Origin of the sequence: Microbacterium sp. 1.5R (genome assembly GCF_007667425.1) — a bacterium.
In the GTDB taxonomy this organism is placed as follows: domain Bacteria; phylum Actinomycetota; class Actinomycetes; order Actinomycetales; family Microbacteriaceae; genus Microbacterium.
Genome location: NZ_VDRC01000002.1, coordinates 63,197 through 88,525 on the forward strand (window position 1 = coordinate 63,197; position 25,329 = coordinate 88,525).

25 protein-coding genes, 1 tRNA gene and 1 pseudogene are annotated in these 25,329 nt (G+C 69.3%); 18 read left to right on the forward strand and 9 right to left on the reverse strand.

The genetic code is table 11. The annotated features are described in order from the left end of the window. Positions 1–24: 24 nt before the first annotated feature. The 4 genes from FSY98_RS11225 to rhaI are packed head-to-tail and all read right to left on the reverse strand — an operon-like array spanning position 25 to position 4,820. A complete protein-coding gene (locus tag FSY98_RS11225) occupies positions 25–1,110 on the reverse strand; it encodes an ABC transporter permease (RefSeq protein WP_144876771.1) in 1,086 nt (361 codons plus the stop codon). Further along, on the reverse strand, positions 1,103–2,134 hold the full coding sequence (locus tag FSY98_RS11230; RefSeq protein ID WP_144876772.1) for an ABC transporter permease: 1,032 nt from the start codon (positions 2,132–2,134) through the stop codon (positions 1,103–1,105). The genes FSY98_RS11225 and FSY98_RS11230 overlap by 8 nt, the downstream gene beginning before the upstream one ends. After that, positions 2,131–3,657, reverse strand: coding sequence for a sugar ABC transporter ATP-binding protein (locus tag FSY98_RS11235; RefSeq protein ID WP_144876773.1), 1,527 nt, complete (start codon positions 3,655–3,657; stop codon positions 2,131–2,133). Before FSY98_RS11235 ends, FSY98_RS11230 begins: the two co-directional genes overlap by 4 nt. After that, positions 3,654–4,820, reverse strand: coding sequence for an L-rhamnose isomerase (rhaI, locus tag FSY98_RS11240; protein WP_144876774.1), 1,167 nt, complete (start codon positions 4,818–4,820; stop codon positions 3,654–3,656). Before rhaI ends, FSY98_RS11235 begins: the two co-directional genes overlap by 4 nt. Positions 4,821–4,967: 147 nt before the next feature. Between rhaI and FSY98_RS11245 the strand changes: the two genes are divergently transcribed. Next, positions 4,968–5,972, forward strand: coding sequence for a LacI family DNA-binding transcriptional regulator (locus FSY98_RS11245; protein ID WP_144876775.1), 1,005 nt, complete (start codon positions 4,968–4,970; stop codon positions 5,970–5,972). A 72-nt stretch (positions 5,973–6,044) separates the two neighbouring features. After that, a tRNA-Ser gene (locus FSY98_RS11250) sits at positions 6,045–6,133 on the forward strand. A gap of 412 nt (positions 6,134–6,545) precedes the next feature. On the opposite strand, the gene FSY98_RS11255 is transcribed toward FSY98_RS11250, so the two are convergent. Then, on the reverse strand, positions 6,546–9,377 hold the full coding sequence (locus tag FSY98_RS11255; protein ID WP_144876776.1) for an FAD-binding and (Fe-S)-binding domain-containing protein: 2,832 nt from the start codon (positions 9,375–9,377) through the stop codon (positions 6,546–6,548). Between the two features lie 66 nt (positions 9,378–9,443). Here FSY98_RS11255 and FSY98_RS11260 point away from each other — a divergent pair, with 66 nt between their 5' ends. The 3 genes from FSY98_RS11260 to FSY98_RS11270 all read left to right on the forward strand — a co-directional run bounded on the left by FSY98_RS11260 (position 9,444) and on the right by FSY98_RS11270 (position 11,582). Next, on the forward strand, positions 9,444–10,124 hold the full coding sequence (locus tag FSY98_RS11260; protein ID WP_144876777.1) for a GntR family transcriptional regulator: 681 nt from the start codon (positions 9,444–9,446) through the stop codon (positions 10,122–10,124). Positions 10,125–10,224: 100 nt separating this feature from the next. Further along, positions 10,225–10,575 (forward strand): hypothetical protein, encoded by a 351-nt coding sequence (locus tag FSY98_RS11265; protein WP_144876778.1) that lies wholly within the window; start codon positions 10,225–10,227, stop codon positions 10,573–10,575. 32 nt (positions 10,576–10,607) lie between these two features. Next, entirely contained in the window at positions 10,608–11,582 is a 975-nt protein-coding gene (locus FSY98_RS11270) for an NAD-dependent epimerase/dehydratase family protein (RefSeq protein ID WP_144876779.1), read from the forward strand. 91 nt (positions 11,583–11,673) lie between these two features. Here the strand turns inward: FSY98_RS11270 and FSY98_RS11275 are convergent, their stop codons facing one another. Beyond that, a complete protein-coding gene (locus FSY98_RS11275; RefSeq protein WP_260857379.1) occupies positions 11,674–12,693 on the reverse strand; it encodes an aldo/keto reductase in 1,020 nt (339 codons plus the stop codon). Positions 12,694–12,809: 116 nt separating this feature from the next. Here FSY98_RS11275 and FSY98_RS11280 point away from each other — a divergent pair, with 116 nt between their 5' ends. Together FSY98_RS11280 and FSY98_RS11285 are read left to right on the forward strand one after the other, a co-directional pair. After that, positions 12,810–13,457, forward strand: coding sequence for a TetR/AcrR family transcriptional regulator (locus tag FSY98_RS11280; RefSeq protein WP_144876780.1), 648 nt, complete (start codon positions 12,810–12,812; stop codon positions 13,455–13,457). 4 nt (positions 13,458–13,461) lie between these two features. Next, positions 13,462–13,845, forward strand: a complete 384-nt coding sequence (locus FSY98_RS11285; RefSeq protein WP_144876781.1) for a cupin domain-containing protein — start codon at positions 13,462–13,464, stop codon at positions 13,843–13,845. 14 nt (positions 13,846–13,859) lie between these two features. On the opposite strand, the gene FSY98_RS11290 is transcribed toward FSY98_RS11285, so the two are convergent. Further along, on the reverse strand, positions 13,860–14,255 hold the full coding sequence (locus tag FSY98_RS11290) for a VOC family protein (protein WP_144876782.1): 396 nt from the start codon (positions 14,253–14,255) through the stop codon (positions 13,860–13,862). 162 nt (positions 14,256–14,417) lie between these two features. Between FSY98_RS11290 and FSY98_RS11295 the strand changes: the two genes are divergently transcribed. Together FSY98_RS11295 and FSY98_RS11300 are read left to right on the forward strand one after the other, a co-directional pair. Continuing rightward, on the forward strand, positions 14,418–15,242 hold the full coding sequence (locus FSY98_RS11295; protein ID WP_144876783.1) for a sugar phosphate isomerase/epimerase: 825 nt from the start codon (positions 14,418–14,420) through the stop codon (positions 15,240–15,242). After that, positions 15,239–16,363: a Gfo/Idh/MocA family protein gene (locus tag FSY98_RS11300; protein ID WP_144876784.1), complete on the forward strand. Its 1,125-nt coding sequence runs from the start codon at positions 15,239–15,241 to the stop codon at positions 16,361–16,363. Before FSY98_RS11295 ends, FSY98_RS11300 begins: the two co-directional genes overlap by 4 nt. Positions 16,364–16,430: 67 nt before the next feature. Here the strand turns inward: FSY98_RS11300 and FSY98_RS11305 are convergent, their stop codons facing one another. Together FSY98_RS11305 and FSY98_RS11310 are read right to left on the reverse strand one after the other, a co-directional pair. Further along, positions 16,431–17,048, reverse strand: coding sequence for a TetR/AcrR family transcriptional regulator (locus FSY98_RS11305; protein ID WP_144876785.1), 618 nt, complete (start codon positions 17,046–17,048; stop codon positions 16,431–16,433). Between the two features lie 56 nt (positions 17,049–17,104). Further along, positions 17,105–18,040: an NAD(P)-dependent oxidoreductase gene (locus FSY98_RS11310; RefSeq protein WP_144876786.1), complete on the reverse strand. Its 936-nt coding sequence runs from the start codon at positions 18,038–18,040 to the stop codon at positions 17,105–17,107. Positions 18,041–18,363: 323 nt separating this feature from the next. Here FSY98_RS11310 and FSY98_RS11315 point away from each other — a divergent pair, with 323 nt between their 5' ends. The 9 genes and pseudogenes from FSY98_RS11315 to FSY98_RS11355 all read left to right on the forward strand — a co-directional run bounded on the left by FSY98_RS11315 (position 18,364) and on the right by FSY98_RS11355 (position 25,315). Further along, positions 18,364–19,248: a hypothetical protein gene (locus FSY98_RS11315; RefSeq protein ID WP_144876787.1), complete on the forward strand. Its 885-nt coding sequence runs from the start codon at positions 18,364–18,366 to the stop codon at positions 19,246–19,248. Positions 19,249–19,261: 13 nt separating this feature from the next. Continuing rightward, a complete protein-coding gene (locus FSY98_RS11320) occupies positions 19,262–19,912 on the forward strand; it encodes a GyrI-like domain-containing protein (RefSeq protein WP_144876788.1) in 651 nt (216 codons plus the stop codon). 46 nt (positions 19,913–19,958) lie between these two features. After that, positions 19,959–20,756, forward strand: coding sequence for a DUF1206 domain-containing protein (locus FSY98_RS11325; protein ID WP_144876789.1), 798 nt, complete (start codon positions 19,959–19,961; stop codon positions 20,754–20,756). A 36-nt stretch (positions 20,757–20,792) separates the two neighbouring features. Beyond that, the gene (locus FSY98_RS11330) at positions 20,793–21,053 is read left to right on the forward strand and encodes a hypothetical protein (protein WP_144876790.1); all 261 of its coding nucleotides are present in this window, start codon (positions 20,793–20,795) and stop codon (positions 21,051–21,053) included. Positions 21,054–21,120: 67 nt separating this feature from the next. Continuing rightward, positions 21,121–22,443 (forward strand): aminotransferase class V-fold PLP-dependent enzyme, encoded by a 1,323-nt coding sequence (locus tag FSY98_RS11335; protein ID WP_144876791.1) that lies wholly within the window; start codon positions 21,121–21,123, stop codon positions 22,441–22,443. Next, entirely contained in the window at positions 22,440–22,874 is a 435-nt protein-coding gene (gene sufU / locus FSY98_RS11340) for a Fe-S cluster assembly sulfur transfer protein SufU (RefSeq protein WP_144876792.1), read from the forward strand. Before FSY98_RS11335 ends, sufU begins: the two co-directional genes overlap by 4 nt. Before the next feature lie 46 nt (positions 22,875–22,920). Beyond that, positions 22,921–23,859: an N-acetyltransferase gene (locus FSY98_RS16955; RefSeq protein ID WP_144876793.1), complete on the forward strand. Its 939-nt coding sequence runs from the start codon at positions 22,921–22,923 to the stop codon at positions 23,857–23,859. 46 nt (positions 23,860–23,905) lie between these two features. After that, positions 23,906–24,559, forward strand: a pseudogene (locus FSY98_RS11350) (NADPH-dependent F420 reductase); the annotation flags it as partial. A 96-nt stretch (positions 24,560–24,655) separates the two neighbouring features. Continuing rightward, entirely contained in the window at positions 24,656–25,315 is a 660-nt protein-coding gene (locus FSY98_RS11355) for a GntR family transcriptional regulator (RefSeq protein ID WP_144876795.1), read from the forward strand. Positions 25,316–25,329: the final 14 nt, after the last annotated feature.

Here is a 25,329-nt window from a genome sequence, read left to right on the forward strand (position 1 = left end):
TTTCTTCCTTTCCTGGTGCGCCCGCTACGAGGCGCGCACATGCCCCGTGCCGGCGGCGCGGGGAAGCTGTCGGCGCACGCGCCGGTCATGGCGCAAGGTGCTGAGGTACTGGCCGATGCTCGGCGCGATCACCGAGGCGATCAGCAGCGAGCCGGTGACGATGATGAGCACGACCTCCGAGACGCGGCCGAGGCGCAGCGCGTAGTTGACCACGCCGATCAGCAGCACGCCGGCGACGACGCCGGGAATGGTGCCGCGGCCGCCGAAGATCGACACCCCGCCGAGGAGGACAGCCGCGATCACGGCGAGCTCGAGTCCGCTGGCGTTGTCGGAGCGGGCGCTGGAATAGCGCAGCGTCCAGTAGATGCCGGCGAGCGCCGACACGGAGCCGGTCCCGACGAAGAGCCAGAACTTGGCCTGTGCGACCTTGATGCCGACGAAACGGGCGGCCTCCTTGCTGAAGCCGATGGCGGGGAGCGCCCGGCCGAACGGCGTGAGGTGGAGGAGCACCGCGAAGAACGCCACGACGAGGACCACCCCGATCATGACGGTGGGGATGCCGGTGGCGCCGAGCTTGGAGGTGAAGAACGCGGTAAGCTCGGACGGGAAGTCGGCCACGGCGTTGTCGCCGATCACGACCAGCGCGAGGCCGCGGAACAGCGCGAGGGTGCCGATCGTGACGGCGAGGGACGGCAGCCCGGCGAAGGCGACGAGCGCGCCGTTCACAGCACCGGCCACGGTGCCGACGACGAGCCCGATGAGGAGGACGAGCGAGATGTCGAGACCCGCCTGCCACAGCACGCCGATCACGGCGCTGGTGAGACCGGCGGTGCTCGCGACGGAGAGATCGATCTCGCCGGTCAGGATGACGAGCGTCATCGGCATCGCGATCAGGAGGACGGGGATGACGTCGAGGAGGAGGAACCCCGTCGTCACCGGCGACGCGAAACGCGGGATCGACACCATGGCCACGACGACCGTGACGAGCAGGGCGTAGATCATGATGGCGGGGCGCCCCAGCAGCAGGCGGGTCAGCCCCGTGCGGCCGTGCGGCTCGGTCTCGAGCACGCCGGCGGCGATCACGGCGGTGGTGGGTGCGGACTCAGACATCTCGGGCCTCACTCAGTCGGAGCTTGCGTGCGGTGCGGACGGCGGCGATGCGATCGACGAGGATCGCCGCGAGGATCAGGATGCCGACCACGGCCTGCTGCCAGAACTTGTCGACGCGCAGGGCGGTCAGGGCGCTCGTGATCGTCGTGAGGAGCACGGCGCCGATCGCGGCGCCGGCGACCGAGCCGCTGCCGCCGAAGATCGCGACGCCGCCGACCACGGCTGCTGCCACCACGTCGAGCTCCATGCCGGTGCCGGTCGTGGCGCCCACCGAGTTGAAGCGCGCCGCATACAGGACGCCGGCGAGCCCGGCCAGCAGGCCGTTCACGATGAACGCCGTCATCACACGACGCGAGACGGGGATGCCGAACACCCGTGCGGCGTCGGGGTCGGAGCCGATCGCGTAGAGGTCGCGGCCGGAGCGGGTGCCGGACAGGTAGATGCCGACGGCGATCACGACGACGAGTGCGAGGAGCGTGATGAGGGGGAACCCGAGCAGCGTGTCGACGGCCAGGGCACCGAAGGCGTCGGGGCGATCTCCCGCGAAGTACTGCGTTCCGCCGGCCCAGGCGTTGTTGATGCCGCGGTACACGTACAGGGTGCCGAGGGTGATGACCAGGGCGGGCACTCCGGCGACCGTGACCAGGAGGCCGTTGATCGCCCCGAGCAGCGCGCCGAGCGCCAGACCGGCGAGGAACACCACCGGGATCGGGATGCCGTCGACCTGCGCGAACAGGGTCCCGGTGAGGAATGCGACGAGGCCGAGGATCGATCCGACCGAGAGATCGACGTTGCGGGTGAAGATCACCATCGCCTGGCCGACCGCGAGGATGACCATGATCGTGGCGTTGAGCAGCAGGTCTTTGACCCCCTGTGCGCTGAGGAACAGCGGGTTGGCGGCGTATGTGACGAGCACGAGCACCACGAGAGCGGCGGCGACGGGCGTCTCGCGGCGACGCAGGGCGGTGACGATCGGCGAGCGACGGGTGGGTCGTGCGTCGTCGCGAACGGCTACGGCGGTCATTCGGCCATCTCCAGGGTGTCGGCGGTCGCCGCGTGCATGACGCGTTCGGGGGTCGCGTCGGCGCGGGCGATCTGAGCGGTGATGCGGCCTTCGCGCATGACGACGACGCGATCCGCCATGCCGAGCACCTCGGGCAGCTCGGAAGAGATCATCAGGATCCCGATGCCTCGTCCGGCGAGATCGGAGATGAGGCGGTGCACCTCGGCCTTGGTGCCGACGTCGATGCCCCTCGTCGGTTCGTCGACGATGAGCAGGCGGGGGGCCGTCGCCAGCCACTTGGCGAGGACGACCTTCTGCTGATTGCCTCCGGAGAGGGTCGAGACCGCAAACTCCGGTGAGCCGGTCTTCACCTGGAGTCTCGTCGACCATTCCTCGACGGCTCGTCTCTCCGCCCGGCGATCGATCAGACCGCCGCGACTGAGAGCGTGGCGGAGCGTGAGGGTCAGGTTGCGTCCGACCGAGAGGTCCATGACGAGGCCCTGTCTGCGACGGTCTTCCGGGACGAACCCGATGCCGGCGTCGATCGCGGCCTGCGGGTCTCCGCCCCGCAATCGCGCGCCGTTCACGCTGACGGAGCCCGCGTCGTAGGGGTCGATGCCGAACACCGCACGAGCGACCTCGGTGCGCCCGGCTCCGACGAGTCCGGCAAGGCCGACGATCTCTCCGGCCCGCACCTGGAGATCGATGCCGTGGAAGACGCCGGTGCGCGACAGGCCGGACACGTCGAGCACGACCTCGCCGATCTGCGCCTCTTCCTTCGGGTACAGCTGATCGATGTCGCGCCCGACCATCTCGCGGACGATCTGCGGCACCGTGGCGTCGGCCGTGTCGTGGGTGCGGATGTACCGGCCGTCGCGCATGACCGTGATGCGGTCGGTGAGCGCGAAGATCTCGTCGAAGCGGTGGGAGATGAAGAGGATGCCGGCTCCGTTGTCGCGCAGCGCGCGAGCCACGCCGAAGAGACGATCGACCTCGGTGCCCGACAGGGCCGCCGTCGGTTCGTCCATGATGAGCACGCGGGCGTCGATCGAGATGGCCTTCGCGATCTCGATGAGCTGTTGATCCGCGATGGACAGCCCCTCGGCGGGGCGGTCGGGGTCGATCGACACCCCGAGCCGGTCGAAGAGCCGCTCGGCCGCTCGGCGCATGGCCGAGCGGTTGATGAGACCCAGGCGACCGCGGGGCTGGCGGCCGATGAAGATGTTCTCGGCGACGGTGAGGTCGGGGAACAGCGTCGGCTCCTGGTAGATCACCGAGATGCCAGCCGCCTTGCTGTCGGCCACCGTGCGAAACGAGACGGGGGTGCCGTCGACGAGGAACTCGCCCGCGTCGGGGTGGTGGAGGCCGGCGAGGATCTTCACCAGCGTGGACTTGCCGGCGCCGTTCTCGCCGACGAGCGCGTGGATCTCGCCGGGGAGCAGCTCGACGGTGCCGTCCGCCAGGGCGACGACGGGGCCGAAGGTCTTCGCCGCTCCGCGGAGCGAGAGCAGCGGCTGCAGGGTGGGCGCGGATGCCGTGCTCATGCGCCCCACCCCGCCTGGACGCCGCCGACGCGCTCCGCGGCGATCCGCTGCTGATAGCCGGAGGCGGCGTAGGCGGCCATCGGGTCGGCGGGGAGGCCGCGGCTCTCGCGCCACTCGGCGAGGGCTGGGCGCACGTCCGTGTAGAACGCGTCCATGAAGACGGCGTTGGCGGCGAGGACGTCGCCGGACTTCTGCGCGGAGGTGAGGGCGTCGCGATCGACGAGCAGCGCGCGGGCGGTCATCTCCTGCACGTTGAGCACCGAGCGGATCTGGCCGGGGATCTTGTCCTCGACGTTGTGGCACTGGTCGAGCATGAACGCCACGTCCGGGTTGTCGAGACCACCGCCGCGGATGACCTCGAAGAGGATGCGGAACAGCTGGAACGGGTCCGCGGCCCCGACGATGAGGTCGTCGTCGGCGTAGAAGCGCGAGTTGAAGTCGAAGGATCCGAGCTTCCCCAGGCGCAGCAGCTGCATGACGATGAACTCGATGTTGGTCCCCGGGGCATGGTGACCGGTGTCGAGGCAGACCATCGCCTTGTCGCCGAGCGCGCTCACCTGGGCGTACGAGGTGCCCCAGTCGGGAACGTCGGTGTGGTAGAACGCGGGTTCGAAGAACTTGTACTCGAGCACGAGCCGCTGGTCGTCGCCGAGTCGGGCGTAGATCTCCTGCAGCGACTCGTGGAGGCGATCCTGACGTCCGCGCAGATCGGCCTGGCCGGGGTAGTTCGACCCCTCGGCGAGCCAGATCTTGAGGTCGCGGCTGCCCGTCGCGTCCATGACGTCGATGCACGCGAGGTGGTGATCGACGGCCTTGCGGCGGATCCCTGCGTCCTCGTGGGTCAGGGCGCCGAACTTGTAGTCGTCGTCCTGGAAGGTGTTGGAGTTCACGGTTCCGAGCTCGACGCCGAGGTCTTCGGCGTACGTGCGCAGGTCGGAGAAGGAGTCGACGAGATCCCACGGGATGTGGAGGGCGACGGACGGCGCCAGTGCGGTGTGCTTGTGCACCTGCGCCGCATCCGCGATCTTCTCCCAGGGGTCTCGCGGAGTCCCGGGCGTGCCGAACACCTTGAAGCGAGTGCCGGAGTTGCCGAACGCCCAGCTGGGGAGCTCGATGCTCTGCGCCTCCAGGGCGGCCAGGTGCGCGGAGGAGAGGATGCTCATGATGACTGCCTTGTCGTCGTGGTGCTCAATGAATCGATTCAATGCGACTCTGAGACGAAAGTAGGGCATAGCTTGACCGCTGTCAAGCGTTCGTGACACTCTGAGGTCGACGATGATGAGTCGTTTCATTCGGGTTCGGGGGAAGTCATGGCGGTCAGCATCCGCGAGGTCGCCGAACGGGCGGGTGTGTCGGTCGGAACGGTGTCGAACGTCTTGAACCGCCCGGAGAAGGTCTCGGCCGACACCGTCGAACGCGTGCATGCAGCCATCGATCTCCTGGGGTTCGTCCGCAATGACGCGGCTCGCCAGCTGCGCGCTGGACGCAGCCGCACCATCGGCCTGGTCGTGCTCGACGTCCGCAACCCCTTCTTCGCCGAGATCGCACGAGGTGCGGAGGAGCGAGCCGACGCACACGGGCTGGCGGTGCTCGTGGCGAACAGCGATGAGAAGGCCGAGCGCGAAGCGCGCCACCTCGACCTCTTCGAGGAGCAGCGCGTCGCTGGCGTACTCGTGACGCCCGTCGGAGAATCAGCGCAGCGGCTGGAGCGGATGCAGGAGCGAGGAACGCCCATCGTGCTGGTCGACCGCGAGTCGCAGGACTCCCGGTTCGCCGCGGTCGCCGTCGACGACATCGAGGGGGGACGCGTAGCGATGCAGCACCTGCTCGAGATGGGGCGGCGCCGCGTCGCGTTCGTCGGGGGGCCGGTCACGCTGCGCCAGGTGTCGGACCGGCTGCGAGGCGCGCAGGCGGTCGCTGGCGAGGCGGGGGTGGGCCTCGAGTTCATCGCCACCGCCGCGCTCACCGTCGAGGAGGGGCGTCGGGCGGGGAGGCAGATCCTCGACCGGGTCGCCGGCCAGCGACCGGATGCCGTCTTCGCCGCCAACGATCTCCTCGCGCTCGGGGTGCTCCAGAGCCTCGTCATGACGGGGGATGCGCGCGTGCCGCAGGACATCGCCCTGATCGGCTACGACGACATCGACTTCGCGGCGGCGGCCGTCATTCCGCTCAGTTCGGTGCGGCAGCCGGCAGCGCTCATCGGATCGACCGCGGTGGACCTGTTGCTCGCGGGCGCACGGGGGGAGGCGCCGGACGCGGAGAAGGCGATCTTCCGCCCCGAGCTCATCGCGAGAGCCTCGACCCGGGGGTCGTGAGCCCGGTTCGTGAGACGCCCCGGAATCCGTTACGATGGCTAGGTGCATCCGGTCCTCGCGGATCAGATGCCTGGAGACGTCGCATAGTCCGGCCTAGTGCACCACCCTGCTAAGGTGGAGTCCCCTTACGGGGACCAGGGGTTCAAATCCCCTCGTCTCCGCAGATCAGATCCCCCGCCTCGGCGGGGGATCGCTGCGTTAACGGCGCAGGACGTCGCGGGCGGACCGCGGGCTCGGGCCCGGGAGAAACAGCGATCCCCCTCACGGTTCGGGCCGTGAGGGGGATGCGGTATCTCGCTGTGTATGGGGGGCGAGCGGATGCTGTCCTGTCGTGGGATCCCCATCCCGCGTCGCCGTTCCCCAGAGCGGCCGGAAGCATTCGCTCCGTCGTTGGAGACGTCTCACTTTCCCATGCGTGCGCATGGGACCGCTTGTTTCTTGTCAGCACCGTCCAAAGAAGCCCCCGCGCACGCCCTAACCTTATGTCCATCCTCTACTAGACAAAGGTCTAGGGTGACATTGCACTATCGACCAGGTCATCGCCAGATCGTCGCGGGTGTCATCGCGATCCCGTCAGCGAGTGATCTCCTCCAGGACCTCGAGAACGTGCCGGTACGGTCGACCCGTCGCCCTGCTCATGCCCAGCTCGCAGGTGCGGTTGGCGGAGACGTAGGCGTCGAACCCGCCGCTCGCACGTTCGGCATCCGCGATCTCCCCCGATTCGACGGCGGTGGCGCTCGCGGTCAGCGCGGGGTGCAGCATCCCGCGATCTCCGGCGAACGCGCAGCATCCCCACCCTTCCGGGATGAAGACGTCTTCGGCGATGGCGGCGGCGATGGCCGACAGGTCGCCGTTGGAGCCGAGCGCCGTCGTGGAACACGTCGGGTGCACGGCGATGCGGGGCAGCTTGTCGGTGACGCTCAGGCTCGGCAGCAGCTCCCGAGCGATGTAGGTCGTGGCGTCTTCGATGACCATCCCCGCGTACTCAGGGTGGAGTCGCGCGCGCTTCGCCAGCATCACGCGCAGACCCTCGGTGCAGGATGCCGCGTCGCAGACGACCGGGATCTCGCCGCCGCGGCTCGCGTCCCACAGGGCGGCCAGTACTCGGTCGACCATGCGCTCGTACCCGGCGACATGGCCCTTCGACTTCCACGGCGTGCCGCAGCACAGCCCGCCCGCCTCGGCCGGGATCGCCACCGACACCCCGGCGCGGTCGAGCAGGGTGCGGACGGCGTCGCGCGAGCCGACGCCGTGGTCCTCCGGACCGAACATCGTGCCGACGCAGGCGCCGAACAGCACGACCTGTGCGTCGAGGGGGCTCTGCGCCGCGGGGGCTCGTGATCCCCCGCGAGGCAGCGCCGCGTCGTACAGAGGGACGACGTCGTCGCCGAGGATGCGGCGACCGATCACCGTCACGCCCCGCACGAGAGGTGCCGGCAGCACGTCGGCGGCGGACAGCGCGATGCCGCCCAGTCGCGTCACGGCACCCCAGCCCTTCGCCGCGGCATCCCACGCCCTGTCCTCGATCTTCGACGCCTCTTCGGCGCGGAGCCTGCGCACGAGGTCCCCCGTGTTGATGTCGACGGGGCAGGCGACGGCGCACATCCCGTCGACCGCGCACGTCTGTACGCCGTCGTAGTCGTAGTCGGCGCGCAGATCGGCGAGCAGCGCTGTGTCTCCCTGTTCCTCGGCCCAGGCCATGTCGCGGCGCAGCACGATGCGCTGACGCGGGGTGAGCGTGATGTCCTTGCTGGGGCACGTGGGCTCGCAGTATCCGCATTCGACGCAGCGGTCGACCTCGTTCTCCACCCTCGGCACCCTCTTGAGGTCGTGCACGTACGACTCCGGGTCGTCGGAGAGCACGACGCCGGGGTTGAGGATGCCGTGCGGGTCGAGCAGGTGCTTGATCTCCCACATCATGTCGGTGAGGACGTCGCCGTACTGGCGGCGGACGAACGGCGCCATGATGCGCCCGGTGCCGTGCTCGGCCTTGAGCGACCCGCCCTGCCCGAGCACGAGGTCGACGAGATCCGCGGTGAAGCGTCGGTACCGGGCCAGGCTGTCGGGGTCGTCGAAGCGTTCGTTGAGCAGGAAGTGCACGTTGCCGTCCTTGGCGTGCCCGAAGATCACCGACTCCTCGTATCCGTGCTCGGCGAACAGCTCGATGAGGCGCTGACATGTGGCGAGCAGTCGGTCGACCGGTACCACGATGTCTTCCAAGAGCGCGGTCGTCCCCGACGGACGGGCACCAGCCACTGCTGTGTAGAGGCCCTTGCGCACATGCCAGAGCGAGGCGCGCTCGGCGGTATCGGTGGTGAGCCGCGCGGGTGCGGCGAGGGGGAGCTCGCCGAACGCGGCCAGAGCGGCGTCCGACGCGCGCCCCAGTTCGTCGACGTCTGCGGCGTGGGTCTCGACGAGCAGGGCCGCGTGGTCGCGGACGTCGATGTCGGCGATCGCTGCGGGCACGTCACTCAGACCCTGCGCGACGCGCAGCGACGCGGCATCCAGCAGTTCGATCGTGGCGAGTCCCTGCGCGACGAGGCCGGGGAGGGCAGCCATCGCGTCGGCGAGGGTGGCGAAGACGAGCAGGCCGGTCGCGATGCAGGACAGCACCGGGACGGTGCGGAATCGCGCTTCCGCGACGAAGGCCAGGGTGCCCTCCGACCCGATGACGAGGTGCTCGAGGATCTTCACCGGGTCGTCGAAATCGAGCAGGGAGTTGATGCCGTACCCCATCGTGTTCTTCATCGAGAACTGCTGCCGGACCGTGGCGACGTGCTCGGGTGATGCGCGGAGCCGATCACGGAGGTCGAGCAGACCGTCGACGATGGCCGGTTCGCGCTCGCGGAGCACCTCGAGCGCGTCGGCAGCGCCGGTGTCGAGCACCGTGCCGCTGGGCAGCACCAGCAGCATCGACTCGATCGTGCGGTAGGAGTTCTCGGTGATCCCGCACGCCATGCCGCTGGAGTTGTTGGCCACGACCCCACCGATCGTGCAGGCGATCTCGCTGGCCGGGTCGGGTCCGAGCTTGCGGCGGTGGCGTGCGAGTCGGGTGTTGACCTGGCGGACGGTGGCGCCGGGCTCGACGCGGACCAGCTCGCCGTCCTGCTCCACGGCGATGCCGCGGAACGCACTGCGGGTGTCGACGAGGATGTCGCCCGACACCCCCTGCCCCGAGAGGCTCGTGCCGCCGGAGCGGAAGGTCATCGTCCGCCCGGATTCGCGAACGGCCGCGAACGCGCGGGCGACGCCGTCTGCATCGGTCGGCGACAGCACGGCGTCGGGGATGAGGAGGTAGTGCGAGGCATCGTGGGCGCGAGCGAAGCGGTCGATGGAGCGCGCCGACACCGAGGTGTCCGGGCCGAGGGTCTCGCCGGACAGCGGGTGAGCGAGGGTGGTGGACATGGGGCTCCTTCGCCGAACTTGTCAGACAAGAATACCGAAGAACGCGCTGTCCTCTACTCTGGGTGCATGACCTCCGATCCCGCCGAGCGCCTGGGCGTCATCGGCGTGGTGGATGCCGTGACGCGCCGGCTCCGAGACCGAATCCTCGCCGGCGAGGTCGACGCCGACACCGCACTCACCGAGGCGAAGGTCTCCGCAGCATTCGGCGTCGCGCGGCCGAGTGCGAAGGCCGCGATCGAGCAGCTCGTGGCATCCGGCCTGTTGATGCGCACCGCCCATCGCAGCGCGCGCGTCGTCGCGATCGACGCCGCGATGGTGCGCGACGTGTATCGCACCCGGATGCGGCTGGAGAGTTCCGCGCTGCGCGAGCTCGCCCGTGCACGTGCGGTGCCGGATGACGCCCGCTCGGCGAATGCGGAGCTGCTGGCGATGCCTGCGGCCGCCGACACCGCCACCGTCGACCCCGACCTCCGCTTCCACACCGCTCTCATCGACGCGGTCGGCAGCATCCGCACGTCGCGCATGTACCGCAGTGTGCTCGACGAGGTTCGGCTGTGCATGGCTCAGGTGCAGGGGAGGCGACTGCTGAAAGCCGCGGCGATCGCGCAGCAGCACGCCGGGATCCTCGACGCGATCGGCGCCGGCGACGCCGATCGGGCAGCGACGCTGCTGGCGGAGCACCTCACCGCCGCGGAGGATCGACTGGTGGTGGCGCTCGCCGGCTCTGACGCGGCGCGGCATTCCTAGGCGGGGCGGGGGCGGGTCCGTCGGGCGGGGTCTCTTCCATATGCCTCCCCCTCGGCGCAAGCCCAAGACGACGGGTGTGCCCCGGTGCCAAGCTGATCGCATGAAGCTCGTCTCGTACGCAGGTCAGCAGCTGGTCACCACCGACGATGTCGCAGACGCCCTCGTGGTGCTGGCCGCGGCGATCGCGAACGAGGGGGAGTCCGAGGCGCTGCAGATCCCGATCGTCGTGGACGGCAAGGTCGACACCGCGGAGCTCGTGGTGGGTCTGGGCAACGATGTCCTCGTGGGGCCCAGTGCATCGGAGGGCATCGACCCAGACTTCTCCGAGCAGGCCGCGCGGATGCGTGGCCATCACCGCTTCCCGCGGCGCGACGACGGCGGCCAGACGCAGCCGCCGATGGAATGGGGCATCGACGTGATCGACGACCTCGATCTCGACCTGCGTCCCTGACCCGCGCGCGCCCCGCCGAAGGAGAGAACCGCATGTCAGCGACGAAGGTGCTGTTCATCGGCGGCACGGGAATCATCTCGTCCGCGGCCGCCGCGCTCGCGGCCGAGCGCGGCATGGAGGTGACGCTGCTGAACCGCGGCACCTCGCAGCGCGAACCGGCCCCGGGGGTCGAGGTGCTGCGAGCCGACATCGAAGACGACCAAGCCGTCGACACCGCGCTCGCCGGGCGCGAGTTCGACGTGATCGCAGACATGATCGCCTTCACGCCGCCCCAGGTGCAGCGCGACATCGACCGCTTCGAGGGGCGGACGGGCCAGTACGTCTTCATCAGCTCGGCGTCCGCCTACCAGAAGCCGGTGTCGCATCTGCCCATCACGGAATCGACGCCGCTGCGCAATCCGTTCTGGCAGTACTCCCGCGACAAGATCGCCTGCGAGGATCTGCTGACCGCCGCCCACCGCGATCGCGGGTTCCCGGCCACCGTGCTGCGGCCCTCGCACACCTACGACAGATGGACCATCCCCGCCTTCGGCGGATGGACGGCGATCGATCGCATCCGCCGCGGCCAGGAGATCGTCGTTCACGGCGACGGCACGTCGCTGTGGACGCTCACGCACTCCCGCGACTTCGCCGTCGGGTTCGTGGGCCTCCTCGGCAACCCCCTCGCATACGGCGACACGTTCCAGATCACGAGCGACTTCGTCTACACCTGGAACGAGATCTACGGGATGCTGGGCCGCGCCGCCGGCGCCGAGCCCCGCATCCGTCATGCGACGAGCGCGGCGATCGAGGCACTCATCCCGGAGCGTGCCGGACAGCTCACCGGCGACATGGCCCACTCGGTGGTGTTCGACAACACGAAGATCCGTCGCCTGGTGCCGGACTTCGGCGCGACGATCGGGCTGCACGAGTCGGCGCGCGAGATCATCGACTGGCACGACGCGCACCCCGAGCTGCAGAAGGTCGACCCCGCGATCGACGCGCTGTTCGATCGACTTCTCGCCTAGGTCGAGTGCGGGGCTGTCTTGCCCGCGCCGAGGAACCGAGCGAGGACGCGACCGCCCGTCTGCCCTGTGGCGCCGAAGACTGCGGTGGTGGTCATCGGGTCGCGTTCTCCCAGCTGGGTGCGTGGCCCTCGACGTACCGCGCGCCGAAAGCGCCGGTGGGGAGGATCTCGCGGACTCGACGCAGGAGCGGTGCGGCGAGGACTGCATCCGCAGCCGCTGTGTTCTCGACGATTCTCTCCGGGCTCCGCGTTCCGAAGATCGGCACGATGTCCTCTCCCTCATGCAGCACCCAGGCGAGAGCGAGCTGAGGGAGCGAGATGCCGGCTTCGGCCGCGACCGCCCCGAGCTCGGCGACGGCTGCGGCGTTGCGCTCGTAGTTCCCCGGCTGCCACCGCGGATCGAAGCGCCGCATGTCGTCGGCCTCGTACTGTTCCGGCGGGGTCACCGCCCCGGTGAGGAATCCGCGCCCGAGGGGTGAGTACGCGACGAACCCGATCCCCAGCTCGCGGATGGTCGGCAAGACGGCCTCCGCCGAGCGCTCGAACATCGAATACTCGCTCTGCAAGACGCTCACTGGCTGCTCGGCGTGGGCGCGCCGCACGATGTCAGGTCCCGCCTCGCTCAGCCCGAAGTGCAGGACCTTGCCCGCTCGAATGAGCTCGGACACCGTCCCGGCGACGTCTTCGATGGGGACGGCGGGGTCGACCCGGTGCTGGTACAGGATGTCGATTCGGTCGGTGCGGAGGTATCGGAGACTGTTGTCGACCACCGCTCTGATCCGCTCGGGCCGGCTGTCGAGGACTTGACCCGACCGCTGGTCGGCGGTGACGTCGTATCCGAATTTGGTCGCGATGACGACGTCATCGCGGAACCCCTCGACTGCGCGTCCGACGAGGCTCTCATTGCTCCCCGGGGAGGACCCGTTGTACAGCTCGGCGGTGTCGAAGAGGGTCACCCCCTCGTCGTGCGCGCGTCTGATCGTGGCGGTACTCCGTTCGTCGTCGGCGCGGCCGTACGCCATGGTCATCCCCATCGTGCCGAGCCCGAGGGCCGATACGGCGAGGCCCTGTCCCAGTTGTCTCTGCTCCATCACGTACGTCTCCTCGTTCATCGCGGGACTCGGTTCGGATCGGCGTGGGGATCCGATGTTGCGAGTTGATTGACTCGGAACATTACGCGTCTGCCAAGAGGTAAGTCAAGTAACTCGCCTCTGATAGCTTTGTCCTCATGATCCGAGGGGTGTCCGAGTACCACCGCCAGCTCGCGGCCGAGAAGAGAGCCCTGATCATCGAAGCGGCCACCGAGCTGTTCACCGAGCTCGGGTACGACAAGACGTCTCTGTCCAAGGTCGCGGAGCGAGCGGGAGTCTCGACGGCGACGATGTTCAAGCAGTTCCCGACCAAGGCCGATCTCTTCGAGGCCATCGTCCTGCGGTTCTGGGCTGCGGCCGACGACGGAGAGGTGGCCGCGCCGCAACCCGGCGACCCCGCGCGGACGATCCACACCCTCGCGCGCCGGTATGCGGACATCCTCGGCCGTCCCGGCATGGCAGGGCTGCATCGGATGGTCATCGCCGAGGCTCCGCGGTTCCCCGAACTCGCCCGCGTCCAGTTCGATCTCGGCAAAGAACCCTTCTTCGAGCTGGTTCGGAGTCACGTCGCGTCCGAAGCGGAGGCCGGCCGGCTCGACGTGCCCGACGCCGTCAGAGCGACGACCGAGCTGCTGGGCATGATCTCGAACTTCGTGCTGTGGCCGCAGCTCCTGCTGCGGGAATGGTCGCCGTCGGGCCAGGCGACCGCCGACACGGTCGAGAGCGCAGTGCAGACGTTCCTGGCCCGCTACCGCAGTCCACAAGGGCACGAGAAGTCAGAATGAGAAAATGAACGCACTCTCCGGGATCGATGTCGCTGCCGAGCTCCGACAGGTGCACGCGCACTGGACGCCGCGCGTCGTCGGCCGCGTGAACGACCAGTACATCAAGGTCGCGAAGCTGCTCGGCGAGCTGGTCTGGCATGCGCACGAGGCCGAGGACGAGATGTTCCTCGTCGTTTCGGGTCGCCTCCGCATCCAACTCCCCGACGAGCAGGAGGTCGTGCTCGCGCCCGGCCAGTTCTACGTCGTGCCGCGCGGCGTGCAGCACAATCCGGTCGCCGAGGAGGAGGTCGAGATCGTGCTGATCGAGACGGTGACGACCGCTCACACCGGCGATGTGGTGTCAGAGCGCACCGTCGCGATCGAGGACCAGGTTCGCGACTTCCGCTGATCTGCCCCCGCAGGTCACACGGGTGCGAGCACCGCGAGCACGTTGCCGGCGGGATCCCTGAACCAGGCGATGTCAGGGCCGCGGTCCGGGGCGCCGTGCGAGATGCCCTTTGCGTCGGTGCCGAGCTGAGGGTCGTCGTAGATCTTCGTAACGACGCCACGGGTGTTGAGGTCGTCGACGGCCGCTTCGACATCGTCCACCGGGAAGTTGAGCACGGTGAAGCTCGCCGGCTCGTGGTTCGGCTTCGCGTAGACGAGGATCGAGCCGCCCTCGCCGAGCCGGATGTCGAGGAAGCCCATCTCGTTGGTCGTCACGTCCATGCCGAGGACGTCGCCGTAGAACGTGCGGGCGGCGTCGATGTCGTCGACGCTGAAGCCGCTGAATGCCTGAGTGCTGTCGAATGCCGTCATGCGCTCAGCATGCGCCTCCGCAGGCCCGGTGTCCACCCTCCTTCGACGGCACGACGGAGGCTCGATCGCGGACGGAAGTACAGAACTTCCGCATGGAGGTTTCTGCTAGTCTGACCGCGGGCAGAACGCGCTGCCCGCATCGCACGACGAAGGAAGGTCACCGTGGCCCTGCCAGAAGCATCTGTTCAGCTGTACACGCTCGCGGCGGAGTTCTCCGCCGACATGGAGGGCTCGCTCGACAAGCTCGCCGCGATCGGTCTTCGCAACGTCGAAGCCTTCGACTTCGTCGGCCGACCCGACGAGATCCGCGCGGCGCTCGACGCCTCCGGTCTCGTCTCGCCGACCGGGCACGCGCCGCTTCTCTCCGACGAGCTGTGGACGCCGGACGGCTCGATCCCCACCCCGTCTCCCGAGGTCGTCTTCGAGGCGGCGGCGAAGGTCGGCATCACGACGGTCATCGACCCCTTCGTCGCCACAGAACGCTGGCTCACCCTCGACGGCGTCACCGACATCGCCGAGCGTCTGAACGCGCTCACCGAGACGGCCGCAGGTTTCGGCCTCGAGGTCGGATACCACAACCATGCGCAGGAGTTCCTCGCGGATTTCGACGGGCAGACGGCGTACGAGCGCTTCATCGCCCTCACCGACGAGCGCGTGGCCATCGAGCTCGACCTCTACTGGGCGCTCGTCGGCGGGCAGGACGTCACGGCCCTCGTGTCGCTGCTCGGCGACCGTCTCGTCGCCGCCCACGTCAAGGACGGCGTCGCTCCGGCGAGCAACCCGTTCGCCCCGGGCGCCGAGGCCTTCGGATCCGGTGCGCTCGACCAGCGCCACGCCGGCACGGGTGACGTGCCCCTCGCCGAGGCGCTGCGCGCGGCATCCGACCTGAAGTACGCGATCATCGAGTACGACAACGCTCCCGGCGACGTGTTCGCCGACATCGCCGCCAGCTACGCGTTCCTCATCGAGGGCGGGTTCGCCCGATGAGCGCTGTAGGCATCGGCATCATCGGCGTCGGCGTCATCAGCGACACCTATCTGCAGAACCTGGCATCGTTCCCCGACACCGAGGTGCTGATCGTCGGTGACCTGCTGGTCGATCGCGCCGCGGCCCAGGCCGAGAAGTACGGAGTGCCGGCGTCCGGCTCGGCGGAGGACGTGCTCGCGCACCCCGGCGTCGACCTGGTCGTGAACCTGACGATCCCGGCGGTGCACGTCGAGGTGTCGCGGGCGGCCATCGCCGCGGGCAAGCACGTCTGGACGGAGAAGCCCCTCGGGCTCGACCGCGACGGGGCGGCGCTGCTGCTCCGCGAGGCGGATGCGGCCGGACTGCGCATCGGCTCCGCGCCCGACACGCTCCTCGGTCCCGGTTTCCAGGCCGCGCGTCGAGCGATCGAATCCGGCGTGATCGGACGGCCGCTGTTCGCGCAGACGACGTTCCAGACTCAGGGCCCCGACCTGTGGCACCCGAACCCCGGGTTCCTCTTCGCTCAGGGTGCCGGGCCGCTGCTCGACATGGGGCCGTACTACTTCTCGGCTCTCGTCAGCCTGCTCGGCCCGGTGGATCGCGTCGCGGCCGTCGGATCGAAGGCACGCGAGGAGCGCGAGATCCACACCGGGCCGCGCGCGGGCTCGACGTTCCCCGTCGAGGTGCCGTCGACGATCCAGATCGTGACCGCGTTCGAGGGTGGCGCCCAGGCGCAGAGTCTGCTGAGCTTCGATTCGGCGCTCGAGCGCCACGGCATCGTGGAGATCCACGGCACCGACGGCACGATCGTGCTGCCCGACCCGAACACGTTCGCCGGACGCATCGCGTACGTCAAGCCGCTCGGCGTGATCCGCGACGGGATGTCGTTCGAGCAGGAGTGGATAGAGATCGAGCACGCCGACATCGAGGTGGGCCGCGGTCTCGGAGCCCTCGACATGGTGCGCGCGATCGCCGAGGGGCGCCCGCACGTCGCCTCGGGCGAGCTCGGGTACCACGTGCTCGACGTGCTGCTCTCGGCGCAGAACTCGGCGCAGTCGGGCACCACGGTGGCGGTCGAGAGCACGGTCGCGCCGGTGCCGCTCCTGCCGGAGGGCTTCGACCCCTTCGCGGCCACCCTCTGACGCATCGAGAATCTGCGGGTCCGTCGGCTCACGCCGGCGGACCCGTTTCGCGTGTGAGACGCACCGCTCAGCGCGGGTCGGGGCTCCCGGCCAGGAGCGCGTCGAGCATCTCCAGGGCGGCCTCATGGTCGACGGAGGCGTCGAGCAGCCACTGCGTCTGCAGGCCGTCGGATGCGGCGATGACGAGGGACGCCACGAGCACGGCATCCAGATCCGCCCGGATCTCGCCCGCGGTCTGCAGTTCGCGCACGCGCTCTGCCATCTGCTCGCGGAGACGCGAGAAGCGCTGGGTCGCGAACTCGTAGGCCGCCGGGTGCCCCTCTTCGAGCGCATTGGCGACGAGTGTCGAGTACAGCTGCACGAGTCCCGGGATGTTGCGGTTCTCTTCGGCCGAGACGCGCATCATCATCGCCGGACTCAAGCCGGACGGTTCGGGATGCTCGGTGTCGTTGCGGCGCTCGGACTCGCGGTAGACCGCGACCAGCAGCTCCTCCAGCGACCCGAAATAGTGGGTGAGGGCCGCATGGGTGACACCGACCTCTTGCGCGATCGCACGCAGGCTCGTTCGTCGAGAGCCGCGCTTCGCGAAGACCTCGATCGCCCTGTCGAGGATCTCCTGCCGCCGCGCGATGCCCTTGGCGTAGCGCCCCGGGCTGCGGGGTCCGTCGTCGGCTGGTGCGGCCATGTTCCCGATGATACCCACCGGACAGTCAAAACCTCCGTCCGGAGGTTCGCCCGCAGCTAGGGCCGCACCTGATTCACGAGCTCCCGGTCGGCGGCCAGGCGGGCGACATTGTCGTCGATCAGGGCGCTCGCGCCGATCGGACGGTTCCCCGCGACGTGCGGCGTGATCTGCAGGTTCGGCGCGCCCCACAGCGGGTCGTCCGCCGGCAGCGGCTCGGCCTTCGCGACGTCGATCGCCGCGGCGCGCAGCTGCCCGGACGAGAGCGCGTCGATCAGGGCGGCCTCGTCGACCGTGGCACCGCGTCCGACGTTGACGAAGGCGGCACCCCGCCCGAGGGCCGCGAAGGCCGCGGAATCGAACAGGTCGGCGGTGTCGGCCGTGGCGGGCAGCAGCGACACCAGGATGTCGGTGTCGGCCAGAACGGCGTCGGCGTCGGCATCCGCGTGCACCGGGAATCCCGCTCGTTCGCCGGCGCTCCGCGCGATGCCGCGCACTTCGGCGCCGAGCGTGCGCAGCACCGGAGCGAGGGTCGCCGCGATCGAGCCGAAGCCCCAGATCGTGACCCGCGCGCCGGACAGGGTGAACTGCGTCCGCGTGCTCGAGGCGCTCTGCTCGTCGTTGAACTCGGCATCCCACCGCCGCTCGTGCTGAGCGTCGCGCAATCGGTCGAGGCGACGGACGACGGCGAGGATCAGAGCGAAGGTGTGCTCGGCGACCGGCCCGTCATGCAGCGAGCGACCGGAGCAGATGCGCACCTCGGGCGCGAACCCCGCCCGCAGGACGACGTCTGCGCCGGAGGCGAGCGCCTGAACCAGTCGCAGCCGCGGCAGCACACGGGCGGCCTCTTCGAGCCATGCGCCGGAGTTGTGCCAGACGACGAGGACTTCGGCGTCTCGATGCTCCTCGGGGATCGCATGCTCGATGTCGTAGACCACGGCGTCGACGTCTCCGCTCAGACGCAGGTCGATGGTGTCGGGGATCAGGATCTTCATTTCGCCTCCGGTTCCACCGTAGCCATGTGCGCGGATGCCGTGGGCGCGCGGCGCCCGGGGAGAGGGCATCGCGTCCTCAGGTGCGCGGACGTGCCCGCTCCGCGGATGTCAAGCCCCGAGAAACTGCGTGCGCGGTGACAACGCCGTGTGGGAGCCTGGCGGCGGAGGGGCTGAACCTGGGGGAAAGCATGCGTGTGCTCGCGATCGTCGGTGTGTTCGTCGTGATACTCGTTTTCGGAGTCGGCAGCGGCGTCCTACTGGGAACGCAGTCCGGGGCACCGGGTGAATGGTCCTGGCTGTGGGGAGTCGTGACAGTGCCGTTCATGATCGCACCGCTCGCCCTCGGCAGCTCGCTCGCGTTCTGGGACATGAGACGATCGGTCGGCTCGCGACGGGCGTACCGACGCAGCCTCATCGCCGTCGTCGGCGTGCAGGTTCTCGCCACGGTCGCGCTGAGCGTCTGCGTGGTGCTGACGCGGACGTCATGGTGGATCGTTCCGGTCTTCGTGGTCGCCGGTATCGCCCTCACCGCCGGGGCGGTCTGGCTCGGACCGATCCTCCGGCGCGCGGAGAAGAAGTCCGACCGACCCACAACCGCATCGGTGGCGTACCCACGAGCCAACCTGCGGCGAGACGTGCGGCGTATCGTCATCGCGGGAGTCATCGGTCTGATCGTGGGCGGAGCCGCGACCCTCGTTCTCTTTCTCGTGTTCGGCGAAGGCCGGCAGCCCGGCACCTGGGATGTGCTCGTGCTCGCCACGGCGTTCGGAGCGCTGGCTGCGGGGATCGGGTGCGCGCTCGTGACCCGTCGGCTCGCGCGAGAGGTCCGTGGTCTCGTCGACGGCGACGTCGAGCGCGCACGGCTGATCGGTCGAGTCGTCGTCCGTGGGAAGCGCACGACACTGGCACCCGACGACGAAGCGGTGGCACCTCGCTTCGCCGCGCTGTCATGTGTCGTCCAGGCCTATCAGATCGCGTGGCTCGTCTGCCTCTACGTCGCTCTCGGGGGTCAGCAGATCCTGCGCGTCATGGACGAGCCCGGCGACATGCTCGCTTGGTCGCTGTTGATTTTTTTCGCAGTGATGGTGGTCACGCTCGGACCGGTCATCGTCGTGCAGCTCCGCCGCACGCGCAGGTACGCGCTCGAGCATGGCGAGGCGATCACCGAGGCGCGAGAATCGTCGGCAGGAGTCCCGGCCGACTCGTGAGGAGCAGGAGCCCATGCCGATCGACCCGAAGAGGACGCTCGACGCATATCGCGCGACGCGGGGCGAGTTCCGCGTGGTCGACGTGCCACCGCTGCAGTACCTGATGGTCGACGGCGCGGGAGACCCCAATACGACGCAGGCATATCGGGATGCCGTCGCCGCGCTGTTCCCGGTCGCCTACGCGCTAAAGTTCGCGGCCCGCGCCGAGCTCGACCTGGACGTCGTGGTCATGCCGTTGGAGGGGCTCTGGGATGCGCCGGACAGGGCATCGTTCACGACGAGGCGCGACAAGTCGGCGTGGCTGTGGACGATGTTGATCATGGTGCCCGATCAGGTGACGCCCGAGATGTTCGCCGCCGCGGTCGACAAGGTCGAGGCCAGGGCGGCAGCGAAGGGGGAGCCCCTGCCGGCGCTGCGGTCGATGCGGATCGAGACGCTCGACGAGGGCCCGAGCGTGCAGACCCTGCACGTCGGATCGTACGACGACGAGACGCCGGTGCTGGCCGAGCTGCACGACAGGTTCATTCCCGACAACGGCCTGCGCCCGACCGGTCGCCACCACGAGATCTATCTCGGCGACGCGCGGCTCGTCGCCCCCGAGCGGCTGCGCACGATTCTGCGACAGCCGGTCGCTCGCGTGGGACTGCCTCACCCCGAAGGGTGAGGGCAACCCCCTCCGGGCAGTCGTCGCGCGCCGATATCCTGCTCAGATGACGTCAGCGAAGTCCGCCGCGCACGAGGCCAGGGGGTCGGACTCGTTCCGACGAGTCGCCCGGGCCGGATTCGTGGTGATCGGTCTCGTGCACATCATCATCGGCGTGCTCGCCGTGTCGATCGCGTCGGGTGGCGGCGGGGATGCCGATCAGGACGGCGCAATGCAGCAGATCCGGTCGACGCCGGTGGGTGGGCTCATCCTTGCGCTGGTTGCGGCGGCACTCGTCGCCCTCGCGGTGTGGCAGGTCGTGAGCGGCATGGTCGCCGTCGGCGGCGAGGTGAAGAAGTGGGGCCAACGCATCAAGCTGTTCGGCATCGCCGTGGCGTACCTGGTGATCGCCGGGCTGGCGACCGTCTACGCGTTCGGCGGCACCGCCGAGTCGGAGGAGTCGTCGCAGACCCTCAGCGAGATCCTGCTCGGAGCGCCGGGAGGGGTGCTGCTGCTCATCGCGGTGGGCCTCACGGTGGTCGGTGTGGGTATCGGCTTCATCGTCAGCGGCTTCACCACCGGCTTCCGCAAGATGCTCGACCTGCCGTCCGGCGCGGGGCGGCCGCCGATCGTCGTCCTCGGCGTGATCGGCTACATCGCCAAGGGGATCGCGATCGGCGTCACCGGCATCCTGTTCGTCGTCTCCGCCTGGACGCACGATCCCGGCAAGGCGGGCGGCCTGGACGCCGCGCTGCGAAGCCTCATCGACCTGCCCTTCGGTCGAGTCGTACTCTGGGTCGTCGGCGCGGGGCTGGCCCTGTACGGCGTGTTCTCGATCGTGCGCGCCCGCTACGCCCGCATGTGAAGCCGCCTCGCTCGGCCGCTCCTCTATCCTGACCCCATGGTGAGAAGAAGTCGTCGTCGCCCGTACCGGAGGATCGCACTCGCTCTGCTGATCCCGGGTGCGCTGCTGATCCTCGCATCCATCCCGCAGTTCTTCTTCGGCATCCCCGTATCAGAGGGTGTCGCGCCCGCAGGACTCTCGCTCGGACCGCTCCTCGTCATCGGCGGCACGGTGCTGTACTTTTCCGAGAAGCCGCGGCGCGGCGAACGATCCCACGACGATTCGGCGACGTTCCGGTGGCTCGACGTGGGACAGTGACCGGGTAGACCAGGCCGGGGCGCCGGGGAATCAGCCGCACCTCGCCGGCGGATGAGAAGCTAGAAGGATGAGTACGACCCCCGACGCCGCGCTGAGCACCCCGCTGAGCGACAGTCCGCTGACGGATGCCGAGGTGCGGCGTCTGCGCGAGGACTTCCCGATCCTGAGTGTCGAGGTGAACGGGCACCCGCTCGCCTACCTCGACTCCGGTGCGACGTCGCAGCGCCCGCTCGCGGTGCTCGACGCGGAGCGGGAGTTCTCGACGACGCTGAACGCCGCCGTGCACCGCGGGGCGCACACGCTCGCCGCCGAGGCGACCGAGGTCTTCGAGGACGCCCGTGCCACGGTGGCCCGTTTCATCGGCGCCGACGAGGGCGAGGTGGTCTGGACGTCGAATGTCACGGAGGCGATCAACCTCGTGGCCTACGGCATCTCGAACGCGTCGCTGGGACGAGGGGGAGCGGCGGCCGAGCGATTCCGCCTCGGTCGGGGCGACGAGATCGTCACCACCGAGATGGAGCACCACGCGAATCTCATCCCGTGGCAGGAGCTCGCCGCGCGCACGGGTGCGACGCTGCGTGTCATCCCGCTCGACGACGACGGCGCGCTGCGGCTGGACGCCGCCGCCGAGCTGATCGGCGAGCGCACCCGCCTCGTCGCCGTCACGCACGTGTCGAACGTGCTCGGCGTGATCAACCCCGTCGACCAGCTCGTCGCGATGGCCCGCCGGGTCGGCGCCCTCGTGCTGCTCGACGCGTGCCAGTCGGCGCCCCACCTTCCTCTCGACGTGCGCGCGCTCGACGTGGACTTCGCCGTGCTGTCGGGTCACAAGATGCTGGGCCCCTCGGGGATCGGCGCGCTCTACGGACGCCGCGAGCTGCTCGAGGCGCTGCCCCCGTTCCTCACCGGCGGGTCGATGATCACGACCGTCACCACGACCGAGGCCGCGTACCTCCCGCCGCCGCAGCGCTTCGAGGCCGGCACGCAGCGGGTGTCGCAGGCCGTCGCGCTCGCCGCCGCCATCGACTACCTCTCGGCGGTCGGGATGCCGCGCATCGCCGCGCACGAAGCGGCCTTCGGCCGTCGCCTCGTCGACGGTCTCGCCGCGATCGAGGGCGTGCGCGTGCTCGGAGCAGGCATCGATCTGCCGCGGGTGGGACTCGCGAGCTTCGACGTCGACGGCATCCACTCGCACGACGTGGGCCAGTACCTCGACGACCTCGGCATCGCCGTGCGCGTGGGGCACCATTGCGCGCAGCCGCTGCACCGCCGATTGGGCATCACGTCGTCGACCAGGGCGAGCACGTATCTCTATACGACCGAGGACGAGGTGGATGCCGTGATCGCCGGCGTCGCCGGAGCCATCGACTTCTTCCGGAGGGGCGCATGAGCGACCTGCAGAACCTGTACCAGGAGTTGATCCTCGATCACTCGCGCACTCCGCACGGATTCGGACTCCGTGAGCCGATCGCCGCGCAGTCGCACCAGATCAACCCCACCTGCGGCGACGAGGTCACCCTGCAGGTGCACCGGGCGGCAGACGGCAGCGTCGAGGCGATCGCCTGGGAGGGGCACGGATGCGCGATCTCGCAGGCCTCCGCGTCGCTGCTGGCCGAACTCGCCGAAGGGCTGACGGTCGACGAACTCGAGGTGCGGATCGGCGCGTTCCGCACGGCCATGCGCTCGCGCGGCACGATCGAGCCCGACGAGGAGCTGCTGGGCGATGCCGCCGCGCTCGGCGGGGTGTCGCGTTATGTCGCGCGGGTGAAGTGCGCGATGCTCGCATGGGTCGCCGCCGAGGACGCGCTGCAGAAAAGCTGACCCCGACTCCGTCCGGGCCGTCGGAGCCCGGGTGCAGGATGGGACCATGCCTCTCACGCTGACTCCCCTCGAGCCCGACCGCTTCGACCTCTGGCGCTCGGCGACGAGGGAGCGTCTCATCACGCTCCGGCACGAGTCGGGGATGCTGGTGGGTGACGACGCGATCGTGAACGCCGACGCGTTCCTCGACCAGCTGCTCTCCGACGGCGCCGAGACGCAGACGTCCGTGATCCTGACGATCCGCGAGGGCGACGAGGAGCTGGGTACGGTGTGGCTCGCCTCGATCTCCGGCATCCTCATGATCATCGATCTCGCGTTCACCGGCCGCCCTTCGGAGGAGCAGCAGGACGAGCTGTTCGCCGCCCTCGTCGAGATGGGGCGGACGAACGGGGCCGATCGGCTCAGCATCTCCGTCCACTCGACCGACGCGGCGAGCAGGGCGTTCATCGAGGGGCGGGGATTCGCGTGCGCGTCCATCCAGATGCTGCTCGAGCCGCTGCCCGCCCGCCACCGCGAGCCGCTCGTGCAGGTCGAGCCGATGACTGCCGAGCGGTACCCCTCGTTCGCTGCGGCGTCGGAGGCCGCGTTCGCGGACGAGCTCGCCGCCTCTGGCCGCTACTCGATCGAGGACGCCCGCGTCGAGTCGCACCGTCAGATGACGGAGGAGCTGCCGGACGGCGTCGAGACGGCGGCGCAGGAGCTCTTCACCGCCGGCGTCGACGGCGAGGAGGTCGGCATCCTCTGGGTCGGCCTGCGCACGAGGGGTGGCCGCCCGCACGCGTTCATCCTCGACATCGAGGTGGTCGAGTCCGAGCGGCGGAAGGGATACGGACGCGAGCTGATGTTCGCCGCCGAGCGCGTCGCGCGAGAGCACGGGGCGGATTCGGTCGGTCTGCACGTGTTCGGCTTCAACACCGGAGCCACCGCGTTGTACGAGAGTCTCGGTTATCGCCGTGTCGAGGAGCGCCACCTGCTCACCCTGTGAGTGCCGGCGCGATCCGACGGCCGGGGAATAGGCCCCCGCCCGGGGCGTTGGGCTTCGTATGACGACTCTCGGAATCATCGGAGCAGGACACATCGGCAGCCAGGTCGCACGAGCGGCGGTGGCACGCGGCTACGACGTGGTGATCGCGAATTCCCGCGGACCGGAGACGCTCGCCCCTCTCATCGCGGAGCTGGGCGAGAAGGCACGCGCCGCGACCGCCGCGGAGGCGGCGACGGCGGCGGACGTCGCCGTGGTCACCATTCCGCTCGGCCGGATCGACGAGCTGCCCGTCGACGAGCTGGCAGGGAAGATCGTGTTGGACACGAACAACTACTACTTCGAGCGCGACGGCCACATCGAGGCGCTCGACAAGGGCGAGACGACGACGTCGGAGTTGCTGCAGCGCCGGCTGCCCACCTCGCGGATCGCCAAGGCGTTCAACCACATCATGGCCCGCGACATCACGACCGACGGCGCCCCCGCCGGGTCCGAGAACCGGCGTGCCCTCGCGACAGCGGGAGACGACGCGGATGCCGTCGACTTCGTCACTCGGTTCTACGACGAGCTCGGATTCGACACCGTGAACGTCGGTCCGCTCAGTGAATCATGGCGTGTCGAGCGCGACCGCCCCGCCTATGTGGTGCGGCAGAACGCAGAGGAGCTGCGCCGGAATCTCGCCGACGCGAACCGTCTGCCCTGATCAGGGTCCGCCCTGATCAGGGGCACAACCCGGCCGTTACATCACGGTGGGATACCAAAGTTGGCTCTGACGTTGTGAGGATGAGACAATCCCGATATGGCGGGGCTGGGGGCTGCCGGCGAACTGGAGTCGGCGAGGGTGACGCGTATTCTGCGTGACGACATCGTGCTGGGGAGGCGAGCGTCGGGATCGCGGCTCGTCGAACGAGACATCGCGGCGGAGTTGAACGTCTCGCGACTGCCCGTGCGCGAGGCGATCCGCACGCTCGTCTCCGAGGGCGTCGTGGTCGCTCGCCCGCGCACCTGGGCCGTGGTGCGGGAGTTCTCGCGTCAGGATCTCCAGGACTACGGCGAAGTGCGCGAGGCCATGGAGACGATGATCTTCGTCTTCGCCGCGCAGCGGCGCACGACGGACGGGCTCGGCCGACTCCGGGCGGCCTACGAGCAGGAGCTCGCTGCGGCGGAGTCCGGAGACGTGGAGGGGGCGCGGATCGCCGCGAGCCTGTTCCACGAGGTCGCGGCGCACCTCGCTGCCAACCACATGATCGGCGAGTTCGTCACCGTGTTCGCGACCCGCCTGCGGTGGCTGTTCGGTCAGCACGACGATCTCATCGAGACCGCCGAGGAGCACCGGGTCATCCTCGAGGCTGTGGCGGCTCAGGATGTGGATGCGCTGCGCGAGCTGGTGCCCCAGCACACGGCGAACGCGGTGGCATCGGCCGCTCGCCGACTCGGCGTCGACGCCGAATCGGACTGATCCCACCCGCCTGA